Origin of the sequence: Caminibacter pacificus (assembly GCF_003752135.1) — a bacterium.
GTDB lineage: Bacteria > Campylobacterota > Campylobacteria > Campylobacterales > Nautiliaceae > Caminibacter > Caminibacter pacificus.
Map to the genome: position 1 here is coordinate 375,302 of NZ_RJVK01000001.1, position 23,853 is coordinate 399,154.

General features: G+C 33.9%; 27 protein-coding genes and 1 tRNA gene. 13 read left to right on the top strand and 15 right to left on the bottom strand.

Annotation, left to right across the window (positions count from 1 at the left end; translation table 11 throughout):
* Nucleotides 1-12 precede the first annotated feature (12 nt).
* From EDC58_RS01980 to EDC58_RS02010, 7 genes are read left to right on the top strand one after another with little or no spacing between them, the layout of a single operon-like run.
* Nucleotides 13-282, top strand: coding sequence for an acylphosphatase (locus EDC58_RS01980; RefSeq protein WP_123351824.1), 270 nt, complete (start codon nt 13-15; stop codon nt 280-282).
* Entirely contained in the window at nt 283-942 is a 660-nt protein-coding gene (locus tag EDC58_RS01985; protein ID WP_123351825.1) for a metal-dependent hydrolase, read from the top strand.
* Nucleotides 935-2,356, top strand: a complete 1,422-nt coding sequence (locus EDC58_RS01990) for a Mur ligase family protein (RefSeq protein ID WP_123351826.1) — start codon at nt 935-937, stop codon at nt 2,354-2,356. Before EDC58_RS01985 ends, EDC58_RS01990 begins: the two co-directional genes overlap by 8 nt.
* Nucleotides 2,357-2,364: 8 nt before the next feature.
* A complete protein-coding gene (locus EDC58_RS01995) occupies nt 2,365-2,952 on the top strand; it encodes a TRAP transporter small permease subunit (protein ID WP_123351827.1) in 588 nt (195 codons plus the stop codon).
* Nucleotides 2,952-4,244 carry a TRAP transporter large permease gene (locus tag EDC58_RS02000; protein ID WP_123351828.1) on the top strand — a complete coding sequence of 431 codons (1,293 nt, stop codon included), beginning with the start codon at nt 2,952-2,954 and terminating at the stop codon, nt 4,242-4,244. Before EDC58_RS01995 ends, EDC58_RS02000 begins: the two co-directional genes overlap by 1 nt.
* Nucleotides 4,241-4,945, top strand: a complete 705-nt coding sequence (locus EDC58_RS02005; protein ID WP_123351829.1) for a DUF72 domain-containing protein — start codon at nt 4,241-4,243, stop codon at nt 4,943-4,945. Before EDC58_RS02000 ends, EDC58_RS02005 begins: the two co-directional genes overlap by 4 nt.
* Nucleotides 4,946-5,000: 55 nt before the next feature.
* Nucleotides 5,001-5,474, top strand: a complete 474-nt coding sequence (locus EDC58_RS02010) for a hypothetical protein (RefSeq protein ID WP_123351830.1) — start codon at nt 5,001-5,003, stop codon at nt 5,472-5,474.
* 46 nt (nt 5,475-5,520) lie between these two features.
* On the opposite strand, the gene EDC58_RS02015 is transcribed toward EDC58_RS02010, so the two are convergent.
* The 6 genes from EDC58_RS02015 to EDC58_RS02035 form a co-directional block, all read right to left on the bottom strand.
* Nucleotides 5,521-6,033, bottom strand: coding sequence for a hypothetical protein (locus EDC58_RS02015; RefSeq protein ID WP_123351831.1), 513 nt, complete (start codon nt 6,031-6,033; stop codon nt 5,521-5,523).
* A 254-nt stretch (nt 6,034-6,287) separates the two neighbouring features.
* Nucleotides 6,288-6,449 carry a hypothetical protein gene (locus tag EDC58_RS10045; protein ID WP_170151100.1) on the bottom strand — a complete coding sequence of 54 codons (162 nt, stop codon included), beginning with the start codon at nt 6,447-6,449 and terminating at the stop codon, nt 6,288-6,290.
* Nucleotides 6,450-6,451: 2 nt separating this feature from the next.
* Nucleotides 6,452-7,216: an inositol monophosphatase family protein gene (locus tag EDC58_RS02020; protein ID WP_123351832.1), complete on the bottom strand. Its 765-nt coding sequence runs from the start codon at nt 7,214-7,216 to the stop codon at nt 6,452-6,454.
* 30 nt (nt 7,217-7,246) lie between these two features.
* Nucleotides 7,247-8,131 (bottom strand): protease HtpX, encoded by an 885-nt coding sequence (htpX, locus tag EDC58_RS02025; protein ID WP_123351833.1) that lies wholly within the window; start codon nt 8,129-8,131, stop codon nt 7,247-7,249.
* A gap of 35 nt (nt 8,132-8,166) precedes the next feature.
* Entirely contained in the window at nt 8,167-9,696 is a 1,530-nt protein-coding gene (locus EDC58_RS02030; protein ID WP_123351834.1) for an MFS transporter, read from the bottom strand.
* A 35-nt stretch (nt 9,697-9,731) separates the two neighbouring features.
* A complete protein-coding gene (locus EDC58_RS02035; RefSeq protein WP_123351835.1) occupies nt 9,732-11,027 on the bottom strand; it encodes an adenosylmethionine--8-amino-7-oxononanoate transaminase in 1,296 nt (431 codons plus the stop codon).
* Between the two features lie 118 nt (nt 11,028-11,145).
* On the opposite strand from EDC58_RS02035, the gene EDC58_RS02040 reads away from it, so the two are divergent.
* Genes EDC58_RS02040 through ftsZ form a run of 3 tightly spaced genes read left to right on the top strand, consistent with a single transcriptional unit; the run spans nt 11,146 to nt 15,062 of the window.
* The gene (locus tag EDC58_RS02040; protein ID WP_123351836.1) at nt 11,146-12,585 is read left to right on the top strand and encodes a peptidylprolyl isomerase; all 1,440 of its coding nucleotides are present in this window, start codon (nt 11,146-11,148) and stop codon (nt 12,583-12,585) included.
* A gap of 10 nt (nt 12,586-12,595) precedes the next feature.
* On the top strand, nt 12,596-13,936 hold the full coding sequence (gene ftsA / locus EDC58_RS02045) for a cell division protein FtsA (protein WP_123351837.1): 1,341 nt from the start codon (nt 12,596-12,598) through the stop codon (nt 13,934-13,936).
* Nucleotides 13,937-13,949: 13 nt separating this feature from the next.
* The gene (gene ftsZ / locus EDC58_RS02050) at nt 13,950-15,062 is read left to right on the top strand and encodes a cell division protein FtsZ (protein WP_123351838.1); all 1,113 of its coding nucleotides are present in this window, start codon (nt 13,950-13,952) and stop codon (nt 15,060-15,062) included.
* Nucleotides 15,063-15,095: 33 nt separating this feature from the next.
* On the opposite strand, the gene EDC58_RS02055 is transcribed toward ftsZ, so the two are convergent.
* Nucleotides 15,096-15,875 (bottom strand): MlaE family ABC transporter permease, encoded by a 780-nt coding sequence (locus EDC58_RS02055; RefSeq protein ID WP_123351839.1) that lies wholly within the window; start codon nt 15,873-15,875, stop codon nt 15,096-15,098.
* A gap of 44 nt (nt 15,876-15,919) precedes the next feature.
* Between EDC58_RS02055 and fliL the strand changes: the two genes are divergently transcribed.
* The 3 genes from fliL to EDC58_RS02070 all read left to right on the top strand — a co-directional run bounded on the left by fliL (nt 15,920) and on the right by EDC58_RS02070 (nt 16,884).
* On the top strand, nt 15,920-16,444 hold the full coding sequence (fliL, locus tag EDC58_RS02060) for a flagellar basal body-associated protein FliL (RefSeq protein WP_123351840.1): 525 nt from the start codon (nt 15,920-15,922) through the stop codon (nt 16,442-16,444).
* Nucleotides 16,441-16,794, top strand: coding sequence for a holo-ACP synthase (gene acpS / locus EDC58_RS02065; protein WP_123351841.1), 354 nt, complete (start codon nt 16,441-16,443; stop codon nt 16,792-16,794). The genes fliL and acpS overlap by 4 nt, the downstream gene beginning before the upstream one ends.
* Before the next feature lie 13 nt (nt 16,795-16,807).
* A tRNA-Arg gene (locus EDC58_RS02070) sits at nt 16,808-16,884 on the top strand.
* A gap of 47 nt (nt 16,885-16,931) precedes the next feature.
* On the opposite strand, the gene EDC58_RS02075 is transcribed toward EDC58_RS02070, so the two are convergent.
* The 8 genes from EDC58_RS02075 to EDC58_RS02110 all read right to left on the bottom strand — a co-directional run bounded on the left by EDC58_RS02075 (nt 16,932) and on the right by EDC58_RS02110 (nt 23,839).
* Nucleotides 16,932-17,150: a hypothetical protein gene (locus EDC58_RS02075; protein WP_123351842.1), complete on the bottom strand. Its 219-nt coding sequence runs from the start codon at nt 17,148-17,150 to the stop codon at nt 16,932-16,934.
* A 10-nt stretch (nt 17,151-17,160) separates the two neighbouring features.
* Nucleotides 17,161-17,787, bottom strand: a complete 627-nt coding sequence (locus EDC58_RS02080) for a hypothetical protein (protein WP_123351843.1) — start codon at nt 17,785-17,787, stop codon at nt 17,161-17,163.
* Between the two features lie 32 nt (nt 17,788-17,819).
* On the bottom strand, nt 17,820-18,554 hold the full coding sequence (locus EDC58_RS02085) for a hypothetical protein (protein ID WP_123351844.1): 735 nt from the start codon (nt 18,552-18,554) through the stop codon (nt 17,820-17,822).
* A 79-nt stretch (nt 18,555-18,633) separates the two neighbouring features.
* On the bottom strand, nt 18,634-19,476 hold the full coding sequence (locus EDC58_RS02090) for a replication endonuclease (RefSeq protein WP_170151101.1): 843 nt from the start codon (nt 19,474-19,476) through the stop codon (nt 18,634-18,636).
* An 89-nt stretch (nt 19,477-19,565) separates the two neighbouring features.
* Nucleotides 19,566-20,771, bottom strand: coding sequence for a hypothetical protein (locus tag EDC58_RS02095; protein WP_123351846.1), 1,206 nt, complete (start codon nt 20,769-20,771; stop codon nt 19,566-19,568).
* A gap of 195 nt (nt 20,772-20,966) precedes the next feature.
* On the bottom strand, nt 20,967-21,158 hold the full coding sequence (locus EDC58_RS02100; protein WP_123351847.1) for a hypothetical protein: 192 nt from the start codon (nt 21,156-21,158) through the stop codon (nt 20,967-20,969).
* A 100-nt stretch (nt 21,159-21,258) separates the two neighbouring features.
* Complete coding sequence (locus EDC58_RS02105) at nt 21,259-22,608, bottom strand: tyrosine-type recombinase/integrase (protein ID WP_170151102.1); 1,350 nt, start codon at nt 22,606-22,608, stop codon at nt 21,259-21,261.
* 325 nt (nt 22,609-22,933) lie between these two features.
* Nucleotides 22,934-23,839 carry a tetratricopeptide repeat protein gene (locus EDC58_RS02110; RefSeq protein ID WP_123351849.1) on the bottom strand — a complete coding sequence of 302 codons (906 nt, stop codon included), beginning with the start codon at nt 23,837-23,839 and terminating at the stop codon, nt 22,934-22,936.
* Nucleotides 23,840-23,853 lie beyond the last annotated feature (14 nt).

Here is a 23,853-nt window from a genome sequence, read left to right on the forward strand (position 1 = left end):
AAAAGGTTTTTTATGACCTATAAATTTTTGATTTCCGGAAAAGTCCAAGGCGTTTGGTATCGAAAATTCGTAAGCGAAAATGCAAAAAAAGCCGGGTTTAAAGGGTATGTCAAAAATTTAGACGACGGCAGAGTCGAGGCTGTTGCGAATATCGAAAACGAAGAGAGATTCAAAGAATTTATCGATATCCTAAAAAAAGGTTCGCCTTATTCTCACGTCGAGCATATAGAATATCAAGAAATTCCGGAAATTGAATTTAGAGATTTTGAAATAAGGTATTAAGTGGCGAATTTTTCAACTCATCTTAACGTTTCTGCATTTGTTAGCGGAGTAGGGGCTACGCTCGTTACATATAGCGGCGTAGCTTCGAAAGAAGACGGAATATTCTATTTTTTTGCCGGAATTGTAGGGGGATTATTGCCCGATATCGACCACGACAAATCCACTCCTCTTAAAATTATGCAATTTTTCTTTTCGAATTTAATAGCTTTTTTGGTTACTTACAAATTCATAGGAAACGTCCCTATTTTAAATATTGCTTTGATGTGGGCGGGTGCTTATTTTTTGACGACAGTCTTTTTTTATTTTTTTAAAAAACTCACAACCCACAGAGGTATGATTCACTCCATTCCGGCTGCTTTTTTGGCTTGGTTTTTGATATCTTTAATAGCCTATAAATATTGGAATATGGATATTCAAAAAAGCTATCTTTTGGGGTTTTTCGTTTTTTTGGGGTATATTACTCATCTCGTTTTGGATGAAATATATAGTGTTGATTTGACAGGTAGAAAAATAAAAAAATCCTTCGGGAGTGCTTTAAAGTTTTGTTCAACCGATAAAACCACCAATCTTATTTTTATAAGTACGCTTTTGATTATGTTTTTGTTTTTGCCTCAAAAAGAGATGTTATTTTCGATAATTAAAGGATTGATTCATGTTTAGTGTTTTTAATTTGGTTATTCATTTTTTGACTACTATGTTTATAGGGTACTATCTAATTACCGTACTTCAATGGTACAACTACAAGGTAAATAGAATAATTTTTCATTTTCACAACTACAGATGGCATGTTTTTTACCTCATAATTCCTATAATTACGTATATTTTCGCTTATAAGTTTTTCTGGATATATTTTATTTTCGGCTATATTCCGGCGTTTTTCTTTTGGCTTCGAAAAGTCAAAAAACCTCTTAACGTTACGGGAAGAGTTAAAAGATTTTTTCTGATTTTGGGATTTACGGAAACGTTTAATCTGGTATTGATGAATAAATTCGATAATAATCCGGGGCTTTCTTTAATAGTTGTTTTATCGATTGCCGTTATATTATCCGAGCTTGTTGAAGCGTATATGTTTTATAAGTTTAAGAAAAAAGCAAAAGAAAAACTTGAAAAAATCAATCCTAAAATTATCACGATTACGGGAAGTTACGGCAAAACTTCAATTAAAAACTTCACCTATCAACTTTTAGAAGAAAAATTCAAAGTCTATAAAACTCCAAGAAGTGTAAATACTCTAAAGGGAATTGTTCTTGATATTAATACCAAGCTACCCGAAAACACCGAAATATACGTAACTGAAGCCGGTGCGAGAGAAAGAGGGGATATCAGGGAGATTGTAAAATTTTTAGAAAATCATTATGCGATATTGGGCAAAATCGGACCGCAGCATATAGAGTATTTCAAAACTATCGAAAATATCGAAAAAACGAAATTGGAAGTTTTCGATTCTCCGCGTTTGATAAAAGGGTTTTCATACGAGCTTCCTTATAATGAAAAAGTGGAAATTATAAAAAGCAAAATAAAAAACGTAAACGCAACACTCGAAAAAACAGAGTGGGATTTGGAGATTGAAAACAAAGATTATCATTTCGAAACGAAAATTTTGGGCGGTTTTAACGCTATAAATATTTCATTGGCGATTTATCAAGCGTATGAGTTTATAAAAGATATCTCTTATCTACAATCAAAAGTCGCAAAACTCGAACCTATTCCTCACAGACTTCAAAAAATTCAAGCCGGCGGAAAAGTTATAATAGACGACAGTTTTAACGGAAATATCGAAGGAATGATAGAAAGCTTCAAACTTATAAGAACGTATCCAGGTAGAAAAATTATCGTAACTCCGGGACTTGTGGAAGCTAATGAAGAGATGAATAAAAAAATAGCGAAAGAGATAAATAAAACGTTTGATTTGGCAATTATTACGGGAAATATAAATAAAAAAACGCTTTGTAATAATATAACGATTGAAAAAGTTTCTCTAAAAGACAAAGCAAGACTTGAAAAAGTACTTGCCGAGCTTACGGGACCCGGGGATTTGATAATTTTCAGCAACGACGCACCAGATTATTTATAGGAGGGAAAATGGATATTATCAATTACTTAAACGACCATTTGGATTTGACGATTTTAGCGGCTATCGTGATTGCTTTTGTTTTGTCGCTAATACCAAAAATCGATTATCCTATTGAAAAACTTACCAATTTTTTTATGATAATTTCGGTTATCGCTCTTATTTCTTTGACTCTTCTTGTAAGTTATGACGTAATAGCAAGAAAGCTCTTTCACGGAGGAAGTATCGCTCTTCAAGAACTTGAGTGGCATTTGTTCGACATCGTATTTTTATTTGCTATTGCTTATACGCTTAGCAAGGATAAACACGTAAGAGTTGATATTTTTTATGACAAATTTCCTTTCAAACTCAAAAAAACGATTAATTTAATTACGATTTTGTTTTTTGTTATACCTCTTAGCGTATTGATTATAGTTGAAGCGATTCCTTTTGTTCAGATGAGCTACGCTCAGCACGAATCAAGCGGCGACCCTGGAGGGCTTTGTTGTAGGTGGATTATTAAAAGTGCGATGATTTGGGCGTTTGCGGTTGTTTATTTGCAATCAATCGCAGAACTTAGAAAAATCTATTATCAACTAAAACATCATAAAGGCGAATAATGACGGGGATAATTTTATTTGTAGTTGCTTTTATACTTTTAATGCTCGGAATTCCGGTTGCTTTTGCATTTGGTGCGAGCGCTATTTTTGCGGCACTGCTTGACCCGAACTTGGGGCTTGAGGTTTTCGGACTTTTGCCGTATAGAATTTACGGAATTATGCAAAACTTTACTTTAATGGCGGTCCCTCTTTTTATTTTTATGGGATTTATTCTTGAAAAAAGTAAAATAGCCGAAAATATGCTCGAAGCGATAGGAAAACTTTTCGGACCGGTTAGAGGAGGGCTTGCTATCGCTATTGTTATAGTTGGTGCGATTTTGGCCGCATCTACTGGGATAGTGGGTGCGAGTGTCGTTATGATGACGATAATTTCTTTGCCTGTAATGCTAAAATACGGATATTCTCCTCGTTTGGCAAGCGGTGTAATTGCGGCAAGCGGTACGTTAGGACAGCTTATTCCTCCGAGTATCGTGCTTATTATTCTTGGTGCGGTTATGCAAATAAGCGTTGGGGATTTATTTAAAGCCGCTATAATTCCGGGATTAATCATAGTAGGGCTTTATATTATTTATATCTTGGTGATTGCATTTATAAAACCCGAAGTCGCTCCGGCGATAAAAACTGACGAGCCTTATTCTCAAATCCTTCTTCAAGCTCTAAAAAGCTTGGTTGCGCCTTTTATTTTGATCGCTTTGGTTTTAGGTAGTATTTTTGCAGGATTTGCGACTCCTACCGAATCTGCGGCGATAGGTGCGCTCGGTGCTATAATCCTTACGTTTTTTTACGGAACGTTTAATTTGGAGCTTTTAAGATACGCAAGTGTCGAAACCGTAAAAATCACCGCTATGATTTTTATGATTTTAATAGGAGCTACAGCATTTTCTTTGGTATTTAACGAAAGCGGGGCGGGGGATATCGTAACGGAATTCTTTACCGACTCTATTTCGAATCAATATATTTTTATTGCAATTACGATGATTTTGATTTTTATTTTGGGATTCTTTATCGATTTTATTGAAATTACTTTTATCGTTATTCCTATTTTATTGCCTATCGTAGAAGAATTTAATATCGACCCGTTATGGTTTGCGCTATTAATCGCTATAAACTTACAAACTTCGTTTTTAACTCCGCCTTTTGGTTTTAGTCTCTTTTATTTAAAAGGAGCGGCCGGAGATATGATAAAAACAAGCGACCTTTATAAAGGAATAATTCCGTTTATTATCATTCAATTAATAGCGCTTCTTATAGTGCTATTCGAGCCTAAACTCGTATATTTATTGGTAAAATGAGTATTTATATCGGAACTTCGGGATTTATTTATAAAAATTGGGTAGGGGAGTTTTATCCTCCCGATTTGCCTAAGAGTAAATATTTCGATTATTACGCGACCTATTTTAACTCTTTGGAATTAAACTCCACCTTTTACAAAATCCCAAAACCCACAACCTTTAAAAGCTGGAAATACAAAATAAGAAAACTAAACGACTTCAAATTATCAATCAAAGCGAATAGATACATAACTCACACGAAAAAACTCTTGCCAACTCAAAAACTAAACGAGTTTGTCGAGCTTGTTAAGATTTTAGAAGATAATCTTGGTGCCCTTTTGTTTCAATTGCCGCCGTCATTGAAGTTTGATGATGAGAGATTGGAAAACTTTTGTATAAGCCTTGATAAAGATATAAGGTATGCAATAGAATTCAGAAACAAAACCTGGTATAACGACAAAACTTATGAAATATTAAAGCGTTATAACGTTGCTCTTGTGTGGCATGATTTTAATCAAGATATCGTATTTGAAAAAACGGCCGATTTCGAATATGTTAGATTGCATGGTTCAAATTCGAAATATAGTGGCTCGTATGATGATGAGTTTTTAAACTCTTTAGCTCAAAAACTAACTTACGCATTCGTTTATTTTAACAATACGGATGATAATAGCGCTTTTAAAGACGCATTAAGACTAAAAAAGCTTTTAGGGGAGAAATAAATATTTTTTAGAGAATATACATTATGTTAACTAAATACTAAAAAAAGGATTTTTAATGATAAATGAATTCTTAAACTTTTGGTATCAATGGAAAACTTATATATATATTGGGATGTTTCTTTATGGTATGGTAAGTATTTATACTTTAATTACGGAAAAGTCATTCAAAATTGCGATATTGTTTGCAACGGTAGGTTTCTTTTTTGGTTGGATTTTAAATTTATTTTTGTTGTATGAAGAATATCATTATTTAGATAAATATTTGCATGGACTATATTTTGTTATTGCAATGATTATTTTTTATATATTTGTTTTAATAACACTATTTTTAAGTGTTTTAAGTATCATTTTTCATTTAGTTACTGTTCTGATTTTTTTATTATTTCATAAAGTATTTGGTTATGATATATTAATTTCTATGATATTTACACTTGGTACATATCTGATTATATATTTCATTTTATATATATTTTTCGGACCTTATAGTGAAAATGATGTGGAAATATGGATAATAAAAAGAAATAGATAATTTAAAGAAGTATCAAAAAAAGCCCGTCAGGGCTTTTGAGCGGTGGCTATTGAGCTTGTTGCATAAGTTGTTGCATTTGTCTGTAAGTTTGTTGCATTCTTTGCATTAATCTTTCCATTTTTCTAACTCTTTGCATTTGTGCTTTTGTTTGGGCGGTTTGTTTCATCATTTGGATTCTTTGTTGCATTTTTTTCATGTCTTGTTTTAATTGTTGCATTTGTTTTTGTGCTTGCATCATTTGTTTTTGTTGCATTTTAGTTTGCATACGTTTTTGCATTCTGTTTTGGGCTCTATTTTGCATTTTATTTTGCTTTTGTTCCATTTTTTGCATGCCTTTATAACCTGCAGGCATTCCTCCGGTTATTGCACTTGGTGATAAAGTGTTTCCAGCAGCTCCCATGCTTCCCATTGCTCCACTCATTCCGCTCATTCCACCGGCGTCAGCACCGCCCATACCTCCTCCGCCGGCTCCACCGCCAGCTCCTCCGCCACCGCCCATAGCGAATGCTACAGAGCTTGCAAGAAGAACTGAACCGATTAGTTTTACTATTTTTTTCATTTTTACCTCCTTAGGTTTTTCTTATATTAATTATATATTAAATATGTTAACGAAGTGTAAACTTAAACTCAATTAAAAAAAATTATTAAAAAGAAAAAAGGAAAAAGGAGAAAGAGATGGGCGATAATCTAAGGGGGTTGTGATAAAGTCGCCTTCTTCTCGGTTGCAATCCAGGGATTGCAGACAAATTTTATCTTTTAAAAGTTAACAAAAGGTTAACGAGACTATTTCTTTACTAATTTATTAATTAAATATTAAAACAATTTGTTTAATAAATCTTTGTTTTCTTCAAGGTATTTATCGATTAATTTTCTAAGCTCTTTGCTTGAATCCGAATGTTTTATTTTTGCTATTTTTTTAAAAGCTTCCCATTTGCTTTTTTCGATTTTAAAATTTGCGTTTTTCATCTCAGTCATTTTTATCCTTCAAGTAAACTTATTAGATTTTTATGAATTTTCATATTTGATGCTACTATGCATCTATCTTCGAAAATATTATAACTCTCTCCGAAATTGTTACTAACCTCCCCTCCCGCTTCTTGTACTATTATTTTTCCGGCCGCTACATCCCAAGGTTTTAGGTTTATTTCATAAAAACCTTCGTATCTTCCGCATGCCACATAGCACAAATCAAGTGCGGCACTTCCGAGCCTTCTTATATCTTGACATCTCGGAAGGACTTTATTTAGTTTTGATATGACCCATTTCAAATCGGCTTCGTTTTCGGCACTTGAATAGGGAAATCCTGTTGCGATAAGCGCTCTTTGGAAACATTCGTTTTTTGAGACTTCTATTTTTTTACCGTTTAGATAAGCGCCCTCCCCTTTTTTCGCGTAAAAAAGTTCGTTTAATATAGGATTGTAAACTATACCGAAAACTTCTCTGTTGTTTTCGTAATATGCCACGGAAATAGCGCAGTGAAGTACTTGATGAGCGTAATTGGTAGTCCCGTCTATCGGGTCGATGATGAACGTTTTGTGGATTTTTTCGTTGTAGATGGATTCTTCGGCTATGAAATTAGTGTTGAAGGGTTTTAGTTTTTCTTTTAAAAACTCTTCGACTTTGATGTCATATTCGGTAACGAGGTCTTTTTTTCCTTTTAGGACTATCTCTTTGTCTTTATAATAGCCCTCTTTAAAAATCTCTCCGGCTTCTTTTACGATTTGTATTGTTTTTTCAAACATGGCAATTCCTCCAAGAAAATTATGGAGGAATTATACATTATATCCGAGCTCTCTTGCTACTTTTTTGATATTTTCAAGTCTTTTAGGTATTGGTGGGTGTGAGCTGAATAGTTCGCTGAAAAATCCCACTATTCCGAACGCTTTCATCTCTTGCGGAAGAGCTACTTGGTCTTTTGGAATTTGTCCGAGTTTCGCGAGAGCATAATAAATTCCGTAAGGTCCGTCGATTTTTACGGCACCTGCGTCGGCTTTGTATTCTCTGTATCTGCTAAACCACATAGCAATCATAGAAGCAAAAACGCTTAATAATAACTCAAGTGCGAAACTTATCGCCATATATGCAAAAGGATTCGGATTTCCGTTGTCGTCTTTCGGTGCTAAAATATTTGCGATTATTCTTGATACGAAAAATACGAGCGAGTTCAAAACACCTTGAACGAGTGTCATAGTAATCATATCGCCGTTTTTGATATGATTGATTTCGTGTGCGAGGACACCTTCTATCTCTTTTGTGTCCATTAAATCAAATAGTGAAGTAGATACCGCAACTAACGAATTGCTTTTGCTCGGCCCCGTTGCAAATGCATTCGGAGGCCCGTCGAAAATTCCTACTTCGGGTCTTGGTATTCCGGCTGCGTCTGCGAGTTTGTGGGTAGTCTCCACAAGCCATCTTTCCGCTTCGCTTTGAGGAGTTTCGATAACTCTAACTCCCATTGACTTAATAGCCATCCATTTTGACATAAGCAAAGAAATAATACTTCCCGAAAACCCGATAATAACGGCAATTATAGCAAGTCCCGTTACACTTTGAGGGTCGATTCTAACTCCGAAAATCAATTCGATTAAAAATAGCGATAAATATATCGATGCCATTACGGCTATGTTCATAATTATAAGCATTAAAAAACTAAACATATGTCATCTCCTTAACTTTTTTTAGTTATATTATATCAAGTTTTATTAATCTTGGATGAATTTCTCATCATCAGAAAATAAATGGTTACAACAGGTATCGTAACGTTTAAAATAGTAACTATTATCATCAAAATTCCCAAATTAGAATAGTTTTCGGGAACTATTACTTTTCCGTTTTCTACAACTTTTCTGCTAACTACGAAAATTTCGTTTAAGTATTTGGTTAAAAGTCCTCCGGCAGTAAGAGCCAAATTCATCAAACTCGCCATCAAAGCAAACCAAGTAGCTCTTTTGCCTTCAGGTGCGTAAATTGCTATTAAAGTCAAAAGAGGAATCATACTCAGTTGCGCAAAAGGCGACTCGAGTGCCGTATCGATAATTGCTACGGTTTTTGGTGAAAGCCCCAAACTTTGAGGAATTCCGTAATATAACCCGATAATCGGTAAAAATAAAATAGTAGTGATGAGAGTCAGCCAAAGGAGTGTATAGTGAGCCGGTTTTTTAGCGATAAAATCACTAAAAAGCCACATTCCCAAAATTGATAAAATCGCTCCTATTTGACTAAGTGTTCCGAAAAACGCCTTATCAAAGTGTAAAACGTCGATTTCCCACCATTGTAGTCCCGGACCGACGCTTGGCATCGCACGATATACGAATATAACTATTGCCGTTTTAATAATAAACGAGCGGGTTTTTGGGTCTATGTCATTTAGGATAAGTCCTATCATATAAACGATTACGCTAAGACTTACAATAAAAACAATCTCTTGAGAATATTTGAAAATAAAAGCTAAAACCTGATTTTGCCAATGCTGATATTGTCCGTATCCCATAAGGACTACAAAAACGGCAAAAGCAAGTCCTCCGCACAAAATTTTGCAATTTATAGGACTTCTTTGTACGTTTTCGAGTTTGATAATCGTAACGCCTATTATCGAAATAATAGGAATTATAAGAGAAATTTTAAAAATCGTCTCGTAGCTGTATATTTGTGCAAGCCATCCGGAGAGTCCCGCTACCATAACACCTGCCAATGATATCGCAAGACGACCTAAAATTTGCACATACGCAAGCTCTTCTTGAACTTTTTCTTCGGGTTGATTTCTATCTACAACCTCGGTACTCATCGCATCCGCAACCACGTCTTGAAGCACGAATCCTATTACGCTAAGAAGAGCCGAGATAATATAGACGTTTTCTTTGCTTGCGAATTTCGCCCAAGAATAATCTCCTGCAAGTCCTATTAATAAAATCGTCCCCGCCGCAATTAAAGAGGCACCGATATAAACGTAAGCTCTTCTTTGAGAGCCGAAAATCGGGACACTATCGACAAGTTGTCCGAAAACCATTTTTATAGTCCACGGAATACTAAGCCAAACACCAAGACTCACAAGAGCGGCCGCTGAAAGTTTGAGCTCTTCTTTTACCCAAAACGTTTCCGCTACTCCGCTTATACCGCTTGCTCCGTAGGCGAAATAAATCATTAAAAGAGGCAGGTATCTTAGCCTAAAATGTTTAATCGGATTGAGTAGTGAATTTTTAATAGCTTCTTTTACGTTTATCATAATAATTTTACTCCTATTTTTAGAATGATTTCATATTATTTTTCAATGTTTTTTATACCCTCATACGCAGTATTAATCATTTTGTCTATTTCTTCTTTATTAATAATGTAAGGCGGCATAAAATATATTACATTTCCAAGAGGTCTTAGAAGTACTCCGTTTTTGAGTCCGTACTCATAAACTTTTAGTCCCATTCTTTTCTCCCACGGATAATCGATCATCTCAATTGCGCTTATCATACCCGTTTGACGTATCTCTTTTACATTCGGCAACTCTTTGAATTTTTGCATACTCTCCCAAATATATTTCGATTTTTCTTTGTTTTTTTCGATTACGTTTTCTTTTTCGAAAATATCAAAAGTTGCGTTTGCTGCTGCAATACCTAAAGGATTAGCGGTATATGAGTGAGAGTGTAAAAACGCTTTTAGTTCCTTATAATCACAATAAAAAGCCATATAAATTTTATCTGTAGTAAGTACTACGCTAAGAGGCAGATATCCTCCCGTAAGTCCTTTACTCAAACACATAAAATCAGGCTTGATTCCCGCTTGCTCGCAAGCGAACATACTTCCCGTACGCCCGAATCCCACGGCGATTTCATCCGCAATCATATGAATATCGTATTTGTCGCAAAGCTCTCTTAATCCTTTTACGAAAGACGGCGAATGCATTTTCATATATCCCGCGCATTGCACGAGCGGCTCGATAATTAAAGAGCTCACTTTTTTATGATGTTTTTGGAAAATCTCTTCGGCTTTTTTCAGTGCTTTTTGAGCCTCATCTTCGCTTTGGTTTTTAGGAATCGGAATTGTTATGTTTTTGATTAAAATCTCTTTATAAGTATCTTTGTATAATCCCACGTCTCCGACGCTTAAAGCTCCGATAGTCTCTCCGTGATAAGAGTTTTCAAGCGAAAAGAAAAGAGGTCTTGTTTCTCCTTTGTTTTTCCAATAATGAAAGCTCATCTTTATAGCAACTTCAACGGCGCTACTTCCGTTATCCGCATAAAAAACTTTATCAAACCCGGTAAGTTTACATAATCTCTCAGCAAGTTTTATCGCACCTTCGTGAGTAAATCCGGCAAAAATTACATGCTCCAAAGTATTTAGTTGTTCGTTGATTTTTTGATTGATATATTCGTTTGAGTGACCGAAGAGATTAACCCACCAACTGCTGATTGCGTCGATGTAGCTATTGCCTTCAAAATCGTATAAGTAAACGCCTTTTCCTTTTTTGATAGGAATTATCGGCAAAAACTCGTGATCTTTCATTTGAGTGCACGGGTGCCAGTTGTATTTGAGGTCTTTTTTCATAATTTCTGAGTTTTTCATCAAAATCCCTTTATTTCGCCGTTTTTTTTTATTATAATATCAAAAATAGCTTAAAAAACACCTAAATTCAGGTATATGACACGAGTATGACAAAAAGTGAAAAATAAAGGTAAAATTGATGATAGAATGGATGCAGACTCATAGAAAATGGCTTGTGATAACTATTTGGATTGCTACTATAGCTTTTATCGGAGCCGGATTTGTAGGATGGGGGCAATTTCAATTCGGAAAATCACAATCGGCAGTTGCAAAAGTCGGTGATACCGAAGTAACTATTCAAGATTGGCAAGAAGCTTATCAAAACTTATTTCAAATCGAAAACCAAAAACTCGGCGGAAGACTTGATGACGCTACGGCTGAGAAAATGGGACTAAAAGTAAAAGCGCTACAACAAGCGATTAATACCGCAGCTTTAAGACAATACGCAAAAGATTTGGGGCTTGTAGTTACGGACCAAGATGTAGCGAGAAAAATCTTATCAACTTTCGGCAACGAAAAAACATATAAAACTTATCTAAGAAATATAGGTGAAAAACCGGCAAATTTCGAAGCTAAACTTAGAAAACTTATTTTAGTTGAAAAACTTCTTGATTATCTACACCTAAAACCAACAAAAACTGAACTATTATCTATCGCAAGCGCACTATATAATGCTGACAAACTTCAAATAAAAATCTTAAATAAAGAAAACGTAAAAGTAAGTTTGACCGAAGAAGAGATAAAAGCTTATTGGGAAAAACATAAAAATGAATTCCTAACTCCTGAAAAATACAAAATCGCTCTTGTTACAATTCCTCTAAAAGGTGATGTAAGCGAACAAGAACTAAAAGATTATTACAATAACAATATCCAAAACTACAAAAACGCAAAAGGTGAGATTATTCCTTTTGAAAAAGCAAAAAATCAAGTAAAAGCGGACGTTTTAGCGCATAAATTAAAAAAAGAAGCCGTAATAGCATATAAAAAACTGAAAAACAACGAACTTAAAAATTACGTTTTAGCGGAAGTTACAAAAGAAAACAGCACTATTCCTTCTGATAAAATGGCTGAATTGATTAAAAACGGCTATTTGAAGCCATTCGTTTATAATAACGAATATGTTATAGCGAAACTTATCGAAGAAATCAAACCGCAACCTAAACCTTTCGAAAAAGCAAAAGCTGAGGTTACTCAAATCCTTCTTGACAAAAAAGCGACTCAAGAACTTATAAAACAAGCAAAAGAAGAACTAAATAACTTTAAAGGTAAAGATATCGGATTCGTGACAAAATACGATACTAATAAAATTCAAGGACTTAATCCTTTATACGCAGCGGAATTTTTATTTAAAGTATTTACTTCTCAAAATAAAAAAGATTTTGTGCTTTTACCTCAAAACGACCCTAAATACGCGGTTTTATATAACATTTCGGCACAAAAATTGCTTGATGAAAAAAAATATGAAAAAAACAAACAAAACGTATATCTTTTAACTGAAGCGATGTTAAATAGTGAATTACTAAACGACTTGATTAACGAACTTTTACAAAAATATAAAGTCGTAAGATATGTTAAATAAAGGATAGAAATTGAAAAATATACTTGCTGTAGATATAGGGAGTTATAAAACCACAGCGATAATTGCGAATTACGATAACGAAGAACTAACGATAAGCGGTGTCGGTATTGCAAAATCAAAAGGAATTAAAAAAGGTGCGATAATCAATATCGACCACGCTTCTCGTTCTATAAAACAAGCTTTGAGCGATGCGGTAAGAATTGCCGGAGTCGAAGGAATAAACAAAGCTATCGTTTCAATTTCTTCTACATATACTAAAAGTATTACTAGTTACGGGATAGTTAACGTACCAGGAAACGAAATTACAATAAAAGAAATTAATAGAGCTATCCAAACCGCTCTTTATAATGCAAATATACCTAATGATTATCAAGTATTACAGGCAATTCCTTATGACTTTAAAGTCGACGAACTTAACGAAATCGACGATCCTGCCGGAATGAGCGGTAGTAGACTTGAGGTTTCTTTACATATTATCGTCGCACAAAAAAGTGGTATTGAAAATCTTAAAAAAACAATGAGACAAGCCGGGCTTGAAATTGAAAATATCGTCGCCGCAGGATATGCAAGCGGACTTTCTACGTTAAAAGAAGACGAAAAAGAACTCGGAGTTGCAGTTATCGATATCGGGGCTACAACTTCCGATTTAGCGATTTTTATCAACAAATCTCTAAGACACACCGACTTTTTAGGTGTAGGAAGCTATCATATTACAAATGACTTATCAATGGCTTTACATACTCCTCTTGCTGATGCGGAGGCGATTAAAATAAATTTTGAAGAGCTTGTAAAAAGCGGAGAAGATTTAATAGAAATTTCTGTAATAGGAAGCGAAGACGAAAAACAAACCGCTTCATTGACTACAATCACTCAAGTAATTAGTGCAAGAATTGAAGAGACTTTTTTACTTTTAAATAAAGAAATCGAAGATTCTGGGCTTAGAAATAAAATTGGGGCCGGAATCGTATTAACCGGTGGGTTTACTAATTTTTATAATATTAAGGAAATAGCGTCTCAATTTTTCGGAGGATTACCGGTAAGAGTCGGATATCCTAAAGAAATAGGAGGGCTTTTTGATAATCTAAAAGCTCCTGAATATTCGTGTGTTATAGGACTATTACTTTACGGAATCAAAGACGGACTCAATTATGAAATCGATTCAAATAGAAATTTCAGAACCAAATACTCTTTTGAAGAAACAAAAACGACTTCAATTCCTATGGAACTTGATATTGAAACCGAGGAGAAAAAAACAAAAGAGAAAGAAGAGATTACAACAATAATCTCAGATAATAAAAAAGAATCTAACATAATACAAAAAATAAAAACTTGGCTTGGAAACTTATTTTAAGAAAGGATGAAAAATGGAAGAGCTTTTTGTAATAAATGATACAGTTATCGGACCAAAAATCAAAGTTATCGGAGTTGGCGGCGGTGGAAATAATATGATAAATTATATGGCTGCAAGAGGTATTAAAGACGTAGAACTAATTGCTGCTAATACCGATATTCAAGCGTTAAAAACAAGTAAAGCGCATAAAAAACTTCAACTTGGAAAATCTCTTACAAAAGGTCTCGGTGCCGGAATGAGGCCAGATATCGGAGCAAAAGCCGCAGAAGAGAGCTATGAAGAGATAAAAAAAGAACTTGAAGGTGCCGATTTGGTATTTATTTCCGCAGGAATGGGTGGAGGTACTGGTACTGGTGCTGCACCTATTATCGCAAAAGCGGCAAAAGAAGTCGGAGCTTTGACTGTCGGGGTTGTTACCAAACCTTTTACATTCGAAGGTCCTAAAAGAAGAAAACTTGCAGAAATCGGTACTAACGAACTAAAAAACGAAACAAATTCTATCGTTGTAATTCCTAACGATAAAATATTAACTATCATCGATAGAAAAGTCGGAAGAAGAGAAGCTTTTAGTTTGGTTGACGATGTATTGTATAAAGCAGTAAGCGGTATCTCAAATATGGTAATCAGCTACGGAGAAAACGATATTAACGTCGACTTTAACGACCTTAAAACAGTTATGTCTCATCAAGGTCTCGCACTTATGGGTGTCGGTGAAGAACAAGGCGAAAATGCTGCGTTTAACGCAATCAAAAAAGCTATCGAATCACCTCTTCTTGATAATATTTCAATTGATGGCGCAATGGGTGTGCTCGTACACTTTACGCTTCATGAAGATTATCCTCTTGTCGATATGGAAGAAAGTATGAATCTTATCTATGAAAAAGCGGACGAAGACGCTGATATTATTTTCGGTACGACAACTGATAACTCTCTTGCACCGGATGAAATTAAAGTTACAATCGTTGCAACAGGTTTTGAAAAAGAAAAAATCGCAAACAAAACTGAACCTACAGAAATCAAATCAAATATTGAAGAGATTTTACTTAAAAGAAAAGTTTCAGGTGGTCTTGAGCTCGATAGCGACGCACTTGATATCCCTACTTGGGTTAGAAAAGCAAAAGACTAAAAGCTACTCTCTTTTGCCTTCTAACTTTTAATTTTAAAATACCAAGAAAAACGCAGATAATACGTAATCCGCAATAAAAACTGAAATAGAAGCGAAAACAACAGCTTTTGTAGTACTTTGCCCTACTCCTTTAGCTCCGCCTCTTGTATAATATCCGATATAAGTACCTATCGCACTAATTATATATCCGAATACTATTCCTTTGATTATCCCCTCGTTTATATCTCTGAATTCCGCAAGCTGTCTTAAATTTTCAAGATAAGCATATCCGTTTACATCCAAAGAATATACCGAAATCAAATATGCCCCGATATTTGCAACCGCGTCGAAAAACAAAATCAAAAGAGGAAGAGAAATAATAGTAGCGAGAATTCTCGGAATTACAAGATAGTGTTTTGAATTAACAGCCATAACTTCAAGTGCGTCGATTTGCTCTGTTACTCTCATACTTCCAAGTTCTGCTGCGTATGCACTAATCCCGCGGCTTATTACCATAAGTGAAGCAAAAACGGGACCTAATTCTTTTACGATTGAAATAAATATCGTATATCCCATAAAATCTTCAACTCCGAATTTATGAAATCCGTTATAAAGCTGTACCGCTTCGACAAGTCCGGTAAAAAACGATGTCAAAAATATAACTCCTAAACTTCCATATCCCATAAAAGTTAATTGATTAAACAACTCTTTTATTCGAAAGGGAGGTTTAAACATCAATTTTATTACTTCAAGCTGAAAAAGCGTGAATTTTCCAAGTCCCGAGATTAAATCAAGCGTAATTTTGCCGATATAATATAAAAGTTTGTTAATCAACTCAAACCTTTTTTGTTAAAATTATATCACACAAAAGGACGAAAATGGCGGAAGAAAAAGAAAACAAAGAAGTAGAAGAAAAAGAAGAAAAATCAGGAAGCGGTAACAAACTGCTTTTGATTGTAATTATTGTCTTATTGTTACTTCTTTTAATAATAGGCGGTTTAGTCGCATATTTTTTACTAAGCGGCAATGACGAACAAGCCGACCAACCACAACAGCAACAAAAAATCGAGAAAAAGAAAAAAGTTTCCGATATGACGGAAATCGGTCCTATTTACCCTCTTGATAAATTCGTAGTGAATTTAGTAAGCACCAATGCCGATAGATATCTGAAATGTAAAATCGATCTTGAACTTGATTCTCCGGAGTTACAACAAGAAATAGATAAAAAATTACCTGCAATAAGAGATTTGATTATTAGAATCTTATCAAGCAAAACCGTAGAAGAAATTCAAACCTCAAAAGGTAAAGAAAAATTAAAAGAAGAAATCAAAAGAAAAATAAATGAAATTTTAACAACCGGAGAAGTTAGAAACGTTTACTTTACGGAGTTTGTAATTCAATGATAGGAATTGATATCGTAGAAATTAAAAGAATTGAAAATATGATCGAAAAATTCGGTCAAAAGGCACTTGAGCGATTTTTAACACCAAAAGAAATCTCCCTGCTCTCTTCTTCCGCATCTATTGCAGGATATTGGGCTGCAAAAGAGGCTTTTAGCAAAGCACTTGGTAGCGGTATCGGGGAAGAATGCTCATTTTTAGATATAGAAATACTAAAAACTCCCAAAAATAAACCCTATTTTTCAGAAAAAACCCTTCAAAAATTCAACATCAAAGCCGCCGATTTATCTATCTCTCACGACGGGGGGTTTGCTATAGCAGCCGTTATAATTTTAAAAGAAAATATGATATAATTTCATCTCAAATGTCCCCGTAGCTCAGCTGGATAGAGCACCACCCTGCGGAGGTGGGGGTCGTGCGTTCGAATCGCGCCGGGGACGCCAAGTATCTTTCTCAGTAATCCCCGAAATTTCGGACTTTCAAAGCATTTTTAACAATTTTGTGTAACCTGCTTGTGTAACCCCTGAACCATTTTAAGTTCGCTTTTTAATGCTTCCAGCGTTTCTTCTAATATCTCAGTTTCCGCCATAATATATCTTGCGAACTTAATGTCATCCGTTTTGTTATATAGCTCTTCGTTATGCTTTATTCTTTCTTCATAGAACTCAATCGTTTTTTTTAATTTTTGTAAGTCTTTATTATCACTCATTTTTAACCCTTTAAAAAGGAATCTCTTCTTCTTCTTTTACGCTTCTTTCGGCTTGCTTTGTAGCAATATCTAATGCGATATCTTTAACAAGCATATGTTTTATACGTTCATCACTCGTAATATCATATATATTCTTTTTGACATAATCTACGAGACTGCTTACGGCAAAAAATTCGCCAAAATTTGCGAATTTTAACTCTATCTTCTTATTATAACCTTTGATATTTTTAATATTATCATAGTAAAGCTCGATGTTAAAATAAAACTTAGCTCCCGTAACATATACTTTTATTAAAAAATACAGCTCATCAGTAATATTAACTATTATATCAGCACCACGCATTACATTATTTTTTTCCTTAATTTCAACTCTTAATCCCATTTCTTTTTCGACATTTTCAAAAAATATTTTAATTTCACCATATAAACAATTTAGCCACAAAGAGTTCTTATACATACTATTGTATTTATTCCGAACAAGCTTGTTAAATAAAAATAAATTACTTAAAAAGTTACTATACCTCCGATGAACTTTTCTTTTTACAAAATATACAAGAAGATAAAAAACATCAGCACTTTTCATATGTTTTCCATCATTAAAACTTTCAAGTTTTTCAAAAAATTTTTCTCTATTCATAAATACTCCTTTCATTACTTTTTCATTATTTTTTAAAGATTTAATAATTCTTCTTTCACTTCGGAATCCGGGACGTAAACTACCTCTACATAATCCTTATCATACACCTTTTCAACATTTCCGTCATTATCAACATAAAAAATTTTATGTTTTTTAGTCACAGTAATGTTATAGCTTAAATAGATAAGCTTACTTTCTAACTGCTTCAATGTCTTATAAACGATTTTTTTCAAACGTTTATAACTGATGTCTTTTTTCTTTTCTTCTTCCATAAACGCCTTAAACGCTTCCCAATCCTTGCTCTTACGGATGTCAAAATTAATCCAATAATCCGCTTTCGGTAGTTTTACGTTTTCCATAATTTCCACTACAATTTCCGTCATCTCATCTAATATTTTGGTATAATTATTAAAAGCTTCTCTGTAAGCTTTTTTCCCTACTTTATTTAATTGAACTTCGTTTTCCGACAAAAACTCTTTTATTAATCGTATTTTTAATTCCTGCGTTTCCAAAAATTTAATAAAAGCCTCTTTCATTTGATTAAGCTTATAATCACGTCCTAAAAATTTATTCTTTTCTAACTCGTAGAACTTCGCCCACATTTTGTTTATTTCCAATTTTAAGAATTCGTTATACATACTTGTCATCTCAAATTCTTTTTCAAAAGACCATACCTCTTTCACAACCACATAGTTGTGAATTTTACGCATACCTTTTAACCCGACAAGCCCCGGAATTAAACTTTTCAAAAAGGATTCCGACGGCATCTCCCTATCCTTATAAACCATATTAACACTTAGATTAAGGATATTTTCGTATCGGTTAAACCACTCATCATCGCCGTATTTAAAGATAATCCTTTAATTCTTCTTCCAGCTCATCTGTAAAATGAGGAAGGATTTTTTCAAAATCCCGTCTCTTTAAATAAGCTTGCGAATGCGTAAAAATTCTTATCCTGTTTTCTTTTCTCCACCCGTCCAATACATATAGGTTTTCTTCATTATTATCCAAAAGCGTTTTTCGTAAATATTTAAGTAAATAACCGCTCCCCTTATCTACATCTTTTAGAACTTCAATTTTATATTTTCTTCCAAGGCTAAAAAGCTTAATCTTGCTTTTAACTATTCTTATAAAATCATCCACAAGCCATTCCGGAAGCCAAGCGACGAAATGCTCGTGTGCCGTGCCGTCCTTGTGTGCTTCGACAGCTTTTATGTAAGGAATATTATAACCTTTTCTGTATTTTCCATAACTTTTAAAATGTCTTAAAATTTCTCTTGAAGCCTTTTGTAGCAACTTATATCCCTCTTTTATCGTATAGCCCTTATACCTTGGATTAAATACGTGCTTTCCAGTCCTTTTGTTTATACGGAATCTGTGATATTTTGACGGGAGCGTAAGCGTTACAAAAATAGGCACTAACCCCTTTTCCACAGCTTCTCTGCTTATATAGTCAGCCACCCCTTTGTAATAGTGATAATCAAGCTCAAACTTCTTTTTAAGTGAATATCTCATTCCAACAAACTCATCCAGATGTAACAAATGTAAAATATGCTTATCCAGATAATTAATCGTCTTCCGTTCTTTTTCTTTTGCTATTTTTATCCAATTTTCTCTCATTTTCTTAATGACTTTATCTGCCGACACTTTTTTATTAATAGTCAAGTTGTTTTGAGATTTCGCACTCATCATAGCTCCTTACGTTTTATTCTATTTATATCTTTTGTGATTAATTCTAATAAAAAATCTCTCAAAAAATTGAAAAGAGAAAAAATTTCTCAAATTTCTATTGTATGTCCTCTTTTTTCCACTTTGTTTTTAAACTTAACGAACTCTTCATAAATCTCTTTTAATGTATCCTTTCTCGCTTCTTTTTTTAATTTGCTAAGGTAATGGAAGTCCTCTTTATTAAATATCTTTTCTTGCTCTTTTTCTTGGAGTTTTTTATTAATATTAATCATCTGTTTTCTTAGCGAACTTATTTCCGCTTGTAAGTCTTTTATCGTAAGCCTTAATTCTTTGTTCTCTTCCGCCAGCTTCACGGAATCCAATTGTTTAACCTTTTTAATCGTTTCTCTCGCTTTCAAGTTCTCATCAATAAGTCGCTTATTTTCTTCTTTTAATTTAAGGTTCTCAGCTTTGAGTTCTGAATTCTCAAAATTTTTCTCTCCAACCTTTTGCTTTAATTGAAGGTTCTCTTCTTTCAATTTTTCGTTTTCTTTTTCCAAAACACCGATTTCAGTTTTTAAATAATTTAAAAACTTCCCGAAAAGCGTTATAACGTCCTCACGTTTAGCACGTCCAAAGCTTAAAAATTTTTCAAGTGCCTTATCAAATTTATTGATATATTTCTCAATTTTCTCATCATCAAGTTTAATGTTTTGTTTTAATTCCCGTAAAGCTTCATTCTCTTTCTTTTTCATTTCCTTGTAAGTGTGGATGTCAACGTGTTTTCTCTTTTTTCCCCTTTCGCCCCTTTCCATTCCCAAAATGTTTGCGACATCCGTTTGAAGCTCTCTTAATACGTGGATGTTTAGCTTGTTACGCTTAACGGCTCTTCCTTCGGAATCCAAGCCACTAAACAAAATATGTCCGTGTTTGTTTATATGTTTTTTCCCTTCGTCATCAATATACCCCTCATCGTTGTGAACCGCCACTTGATAAACTTTTACGTCCAATTTCTTTTCCAGCATCCTTGCCACTTTTTTTAAGTCCTGTAAGGTATGATGTTCGTCTAAATTCACAACGGCGTTCATAAGTGTAGTTGCTCTTTTTTGTAGTTTTTGTCCCGTCCGTTCCGTGTATTTTTTGCTTTTTTCTTCCAAGTCCTTTTTGTATATCGAAATGGCTTCCCGCGCGGTTCTGTCAAACTCATTTTTACTTTTGTCGAATATACTATTAACGGTATCTTTTTCTCTTGTGTTATGCCAAAATTCTCCTACGTGGGCTTTTTGTATGTTTATGCTCGCTATTCTCTTTGCCATATTCTCTCCTTTACATCCCGAGCTTGCGAGGGCTCACGCAACGCCGTAAGGCGTGGAGTGAGGCCTCACTCCGCATCCTAACGGGTTGCTTCGTTCGGCAAACGCTCGCAAGCTCGCATTTGCTTTTAATCTATTTATATCTTTTAGAGTTTAAAAAAATACGACCCGGGAAAAGGGCAAGAGGGAAAGAAAGAATTAAGCGTTGTAAGTTGAGAATGAGTTTGTTTGTTCGCTGTTAGTTGCATTCAGTAACGTTGTAAGTTCAGACTGGATGTCTTGAACTTCGTTTTCAAGCTTAGCAACTTTTGCTTTGTAACTTGCTAATTCTTTTTCTTTTTTCTCTAATTTGGTAATCAAATTTTTGATTTGTTTAAAATTCGTTTTCATAATAACTCCTTTCGTGTTTTGATTAATTATAATAAAGAATTAAAGAGAGAAAAAATTTGTTTATTTTTCGGAAAGATTTTTGTAGTTTTCGGAGTTTTGTTTAAAAGGGAAATTCTTCGCCGTCCGTTATTTTCGGCATATTTTTTAGCATTTCTTTTTCTTTCTCTTTTTCTAAGTAACTATCAACTTTTGCGGTAACAAAAAAAGCCCACGTCTTCAATAAGTGTCTTCGTTGCTCCAAGTAATCCGTGCGGGTATAAGCTTGCCCGACTTTATTTTCTACCACGTGCATCAATTGTTCCTCAATGTAAAGAGGATTTTCCCCTCGTTCCTTTAATATTGTGGAAAATGTGCTTCGGATTCCGTGGGCGGTTGTCTTACCATCCGATAGTTTTTTTATTTTAGCGTTAAGTGTATTTTCACTCATCACTTCGCCATTTTTACCTTTAAATATAAGTCCCTTTGGATGTTTTTCAATCTGCTTTAAATCTTCCAAAATTTTACGCATTGTATTGCTTAACGGAAGTCGGAAGTCCTTTTTTGTTTTCGTTATTTCTCCCGGTATTTCAATCACTTCCTTTTTCCAATTAACCATATCCCACGTAAGCCGTCTAAGTGTCCCGTTTCGCAAGGCACTCAATATCAAAAACATCAGAGCATATTTGGTGTATATGCTTGTGGCTTTGTGTTTATTACTCTTAACGTCATAATCTGTTTTTAGTTGCCAGATGTTAAAATAAAGTTCCTGTATGTCAGTAATGTTTGTAGTCGCTTTAAAGTGCGTAACCTGATATTTTTCCCCCAGTAAGCGTTCAATGTCTTTCATCGTAAGGTTCGCTATCGGATTATGTTCCACGTCATACTTCAAGTAAAGGTATTTATAAAAAAGATTAAGGTTGTTTTTTAAGCGTTTTATTGTAGCCATCTTGTTTGACTGATATGTAGTTTGCTTAGGATTAACGTTCAGCGTTTTAACTTTTTGAAAGAAGTCGATAATATCTCTCTTTGTTATTTCTCGGACATCCTTATCCCCTAATAGCCTAATGATGTAATTTTGAATCCTGTTTTGTTCCTGCCTCGTTCTCGTTACTAAAAATTCCTGTATGATGTTTTTTAGTAAGAATTTCTCACGTTCCTTTGCTTTTTTTGTTTTTAAAACTTTGTCTCTTTTACTTTCACGGATTCCGAGCTCTTTCCTAATAAGTTCCGTTGTCTCATTATAGTCCATATCCCTAATAGAAAGAAGAATTTTGTCTTTAAGCTTTTTGACATCAGTAAGGCTCATCTCATCGAAATCGCATAAGGTCGCTTTAATTTGTTTGCCATTCTTTTTTGTAAGAAGCCTGTAAACTTTTTTATTTTTAAGGACTTCCACGTAAAGTCCCTGTTCTACTCTGTAAAGTTCACGTTTGCCATTCCACTTTAATGCTTTTATTTCACGTAAAGTCATCGTGTAACCCCCTTGTGTAACCCGTTGTGTAACCCGTGGCACCATTGTATCAAAAAAGCCCGTAAAAACACAAATCGTCTTTCATTTTGTCAAATTATTTGACAAATGCGTATTTTCGGGACTTTTGAGAGTTTTTCGTTTTACAAAAATAATGAAGTTTCGGGAAGTTCGGAGAGCTTTCGGGTCACGCCGGGGACGCCATGTATTTTTTCAAAAAAACTCTAAAACTCGGCTTTCTAAATAATACACAAAACAAAAAGTAACTTTAATTAAATAATTTAGAATTGTAAAAAGGGAAAAAGAAGAAAAGTTTTATCTATGAAGATTATTTAAAGCTTTTCAATATCTCACAGGCTTTTTCAAGTCCTAAATTACACGATTTTTGAAAATAATTAACTATTTCTGAAGGTACTGAAACATTATTAGTGTTTTTGTTTTGTGATACTATATCATCCAGTTTTATCATCGCATATATAAAACATGTTTTTGGGTTGTTGAATTCATCACATGTTCTTTTTGCAATTGATAATACTCTTTGTTCATTTTGTTTAATTTGTTTATTTTCCGCATACATTTTAATTTCAAAAACACATGCTCTTTCGTATCCAAGGTCACACGCTTTTTTTATATATTTTTTCGCTTTTTCATCATCTTTTGGCAGAGTTGATAAACCTTTATAATATAAAATCCCTAAAACATAACATGAAGGTTGGTGTTTTAGAAAACACGCTCTTTTTAAATAATTTAATCCTTGTTGGGTTTTGCCTTTCGTTTCTAAATATTTTTTTGCCAGCATAAAACATCCATATCCAGCCATATCCGGTTGATTTCCAATTTTGCATAATTTATCTAATAACTCTTTATTATTGTAATTTTTTTCATATTTTTCTTTTAGTTGAAGTAACTTAGCACAACCCACTTCATTATTTAAGTCACATGATTTTTTAATATAGCTTTCTCCTAATTGTTTAATTCCTTTTTTTTCAAAAAGATATTCACCGTATACTGCACAAGCGACGGCATTATTATTTTTATTACATTCTTCTTTTAAAAATTTGTATTTAGAATCAGGATTTTCATTAGATGAATTGTTTAAAATTTTTTTTACTTTTATATACTCATTGATTTGTTTGTAAATGTTAGCAGTATTTACTTTAAAAATATCATCTTTGTTTAACTCACCTTTTAATAAGCTGATGGTGATAAAAATAAATAAAACTACCTTTTTCATTGTTTTCCTTTTTT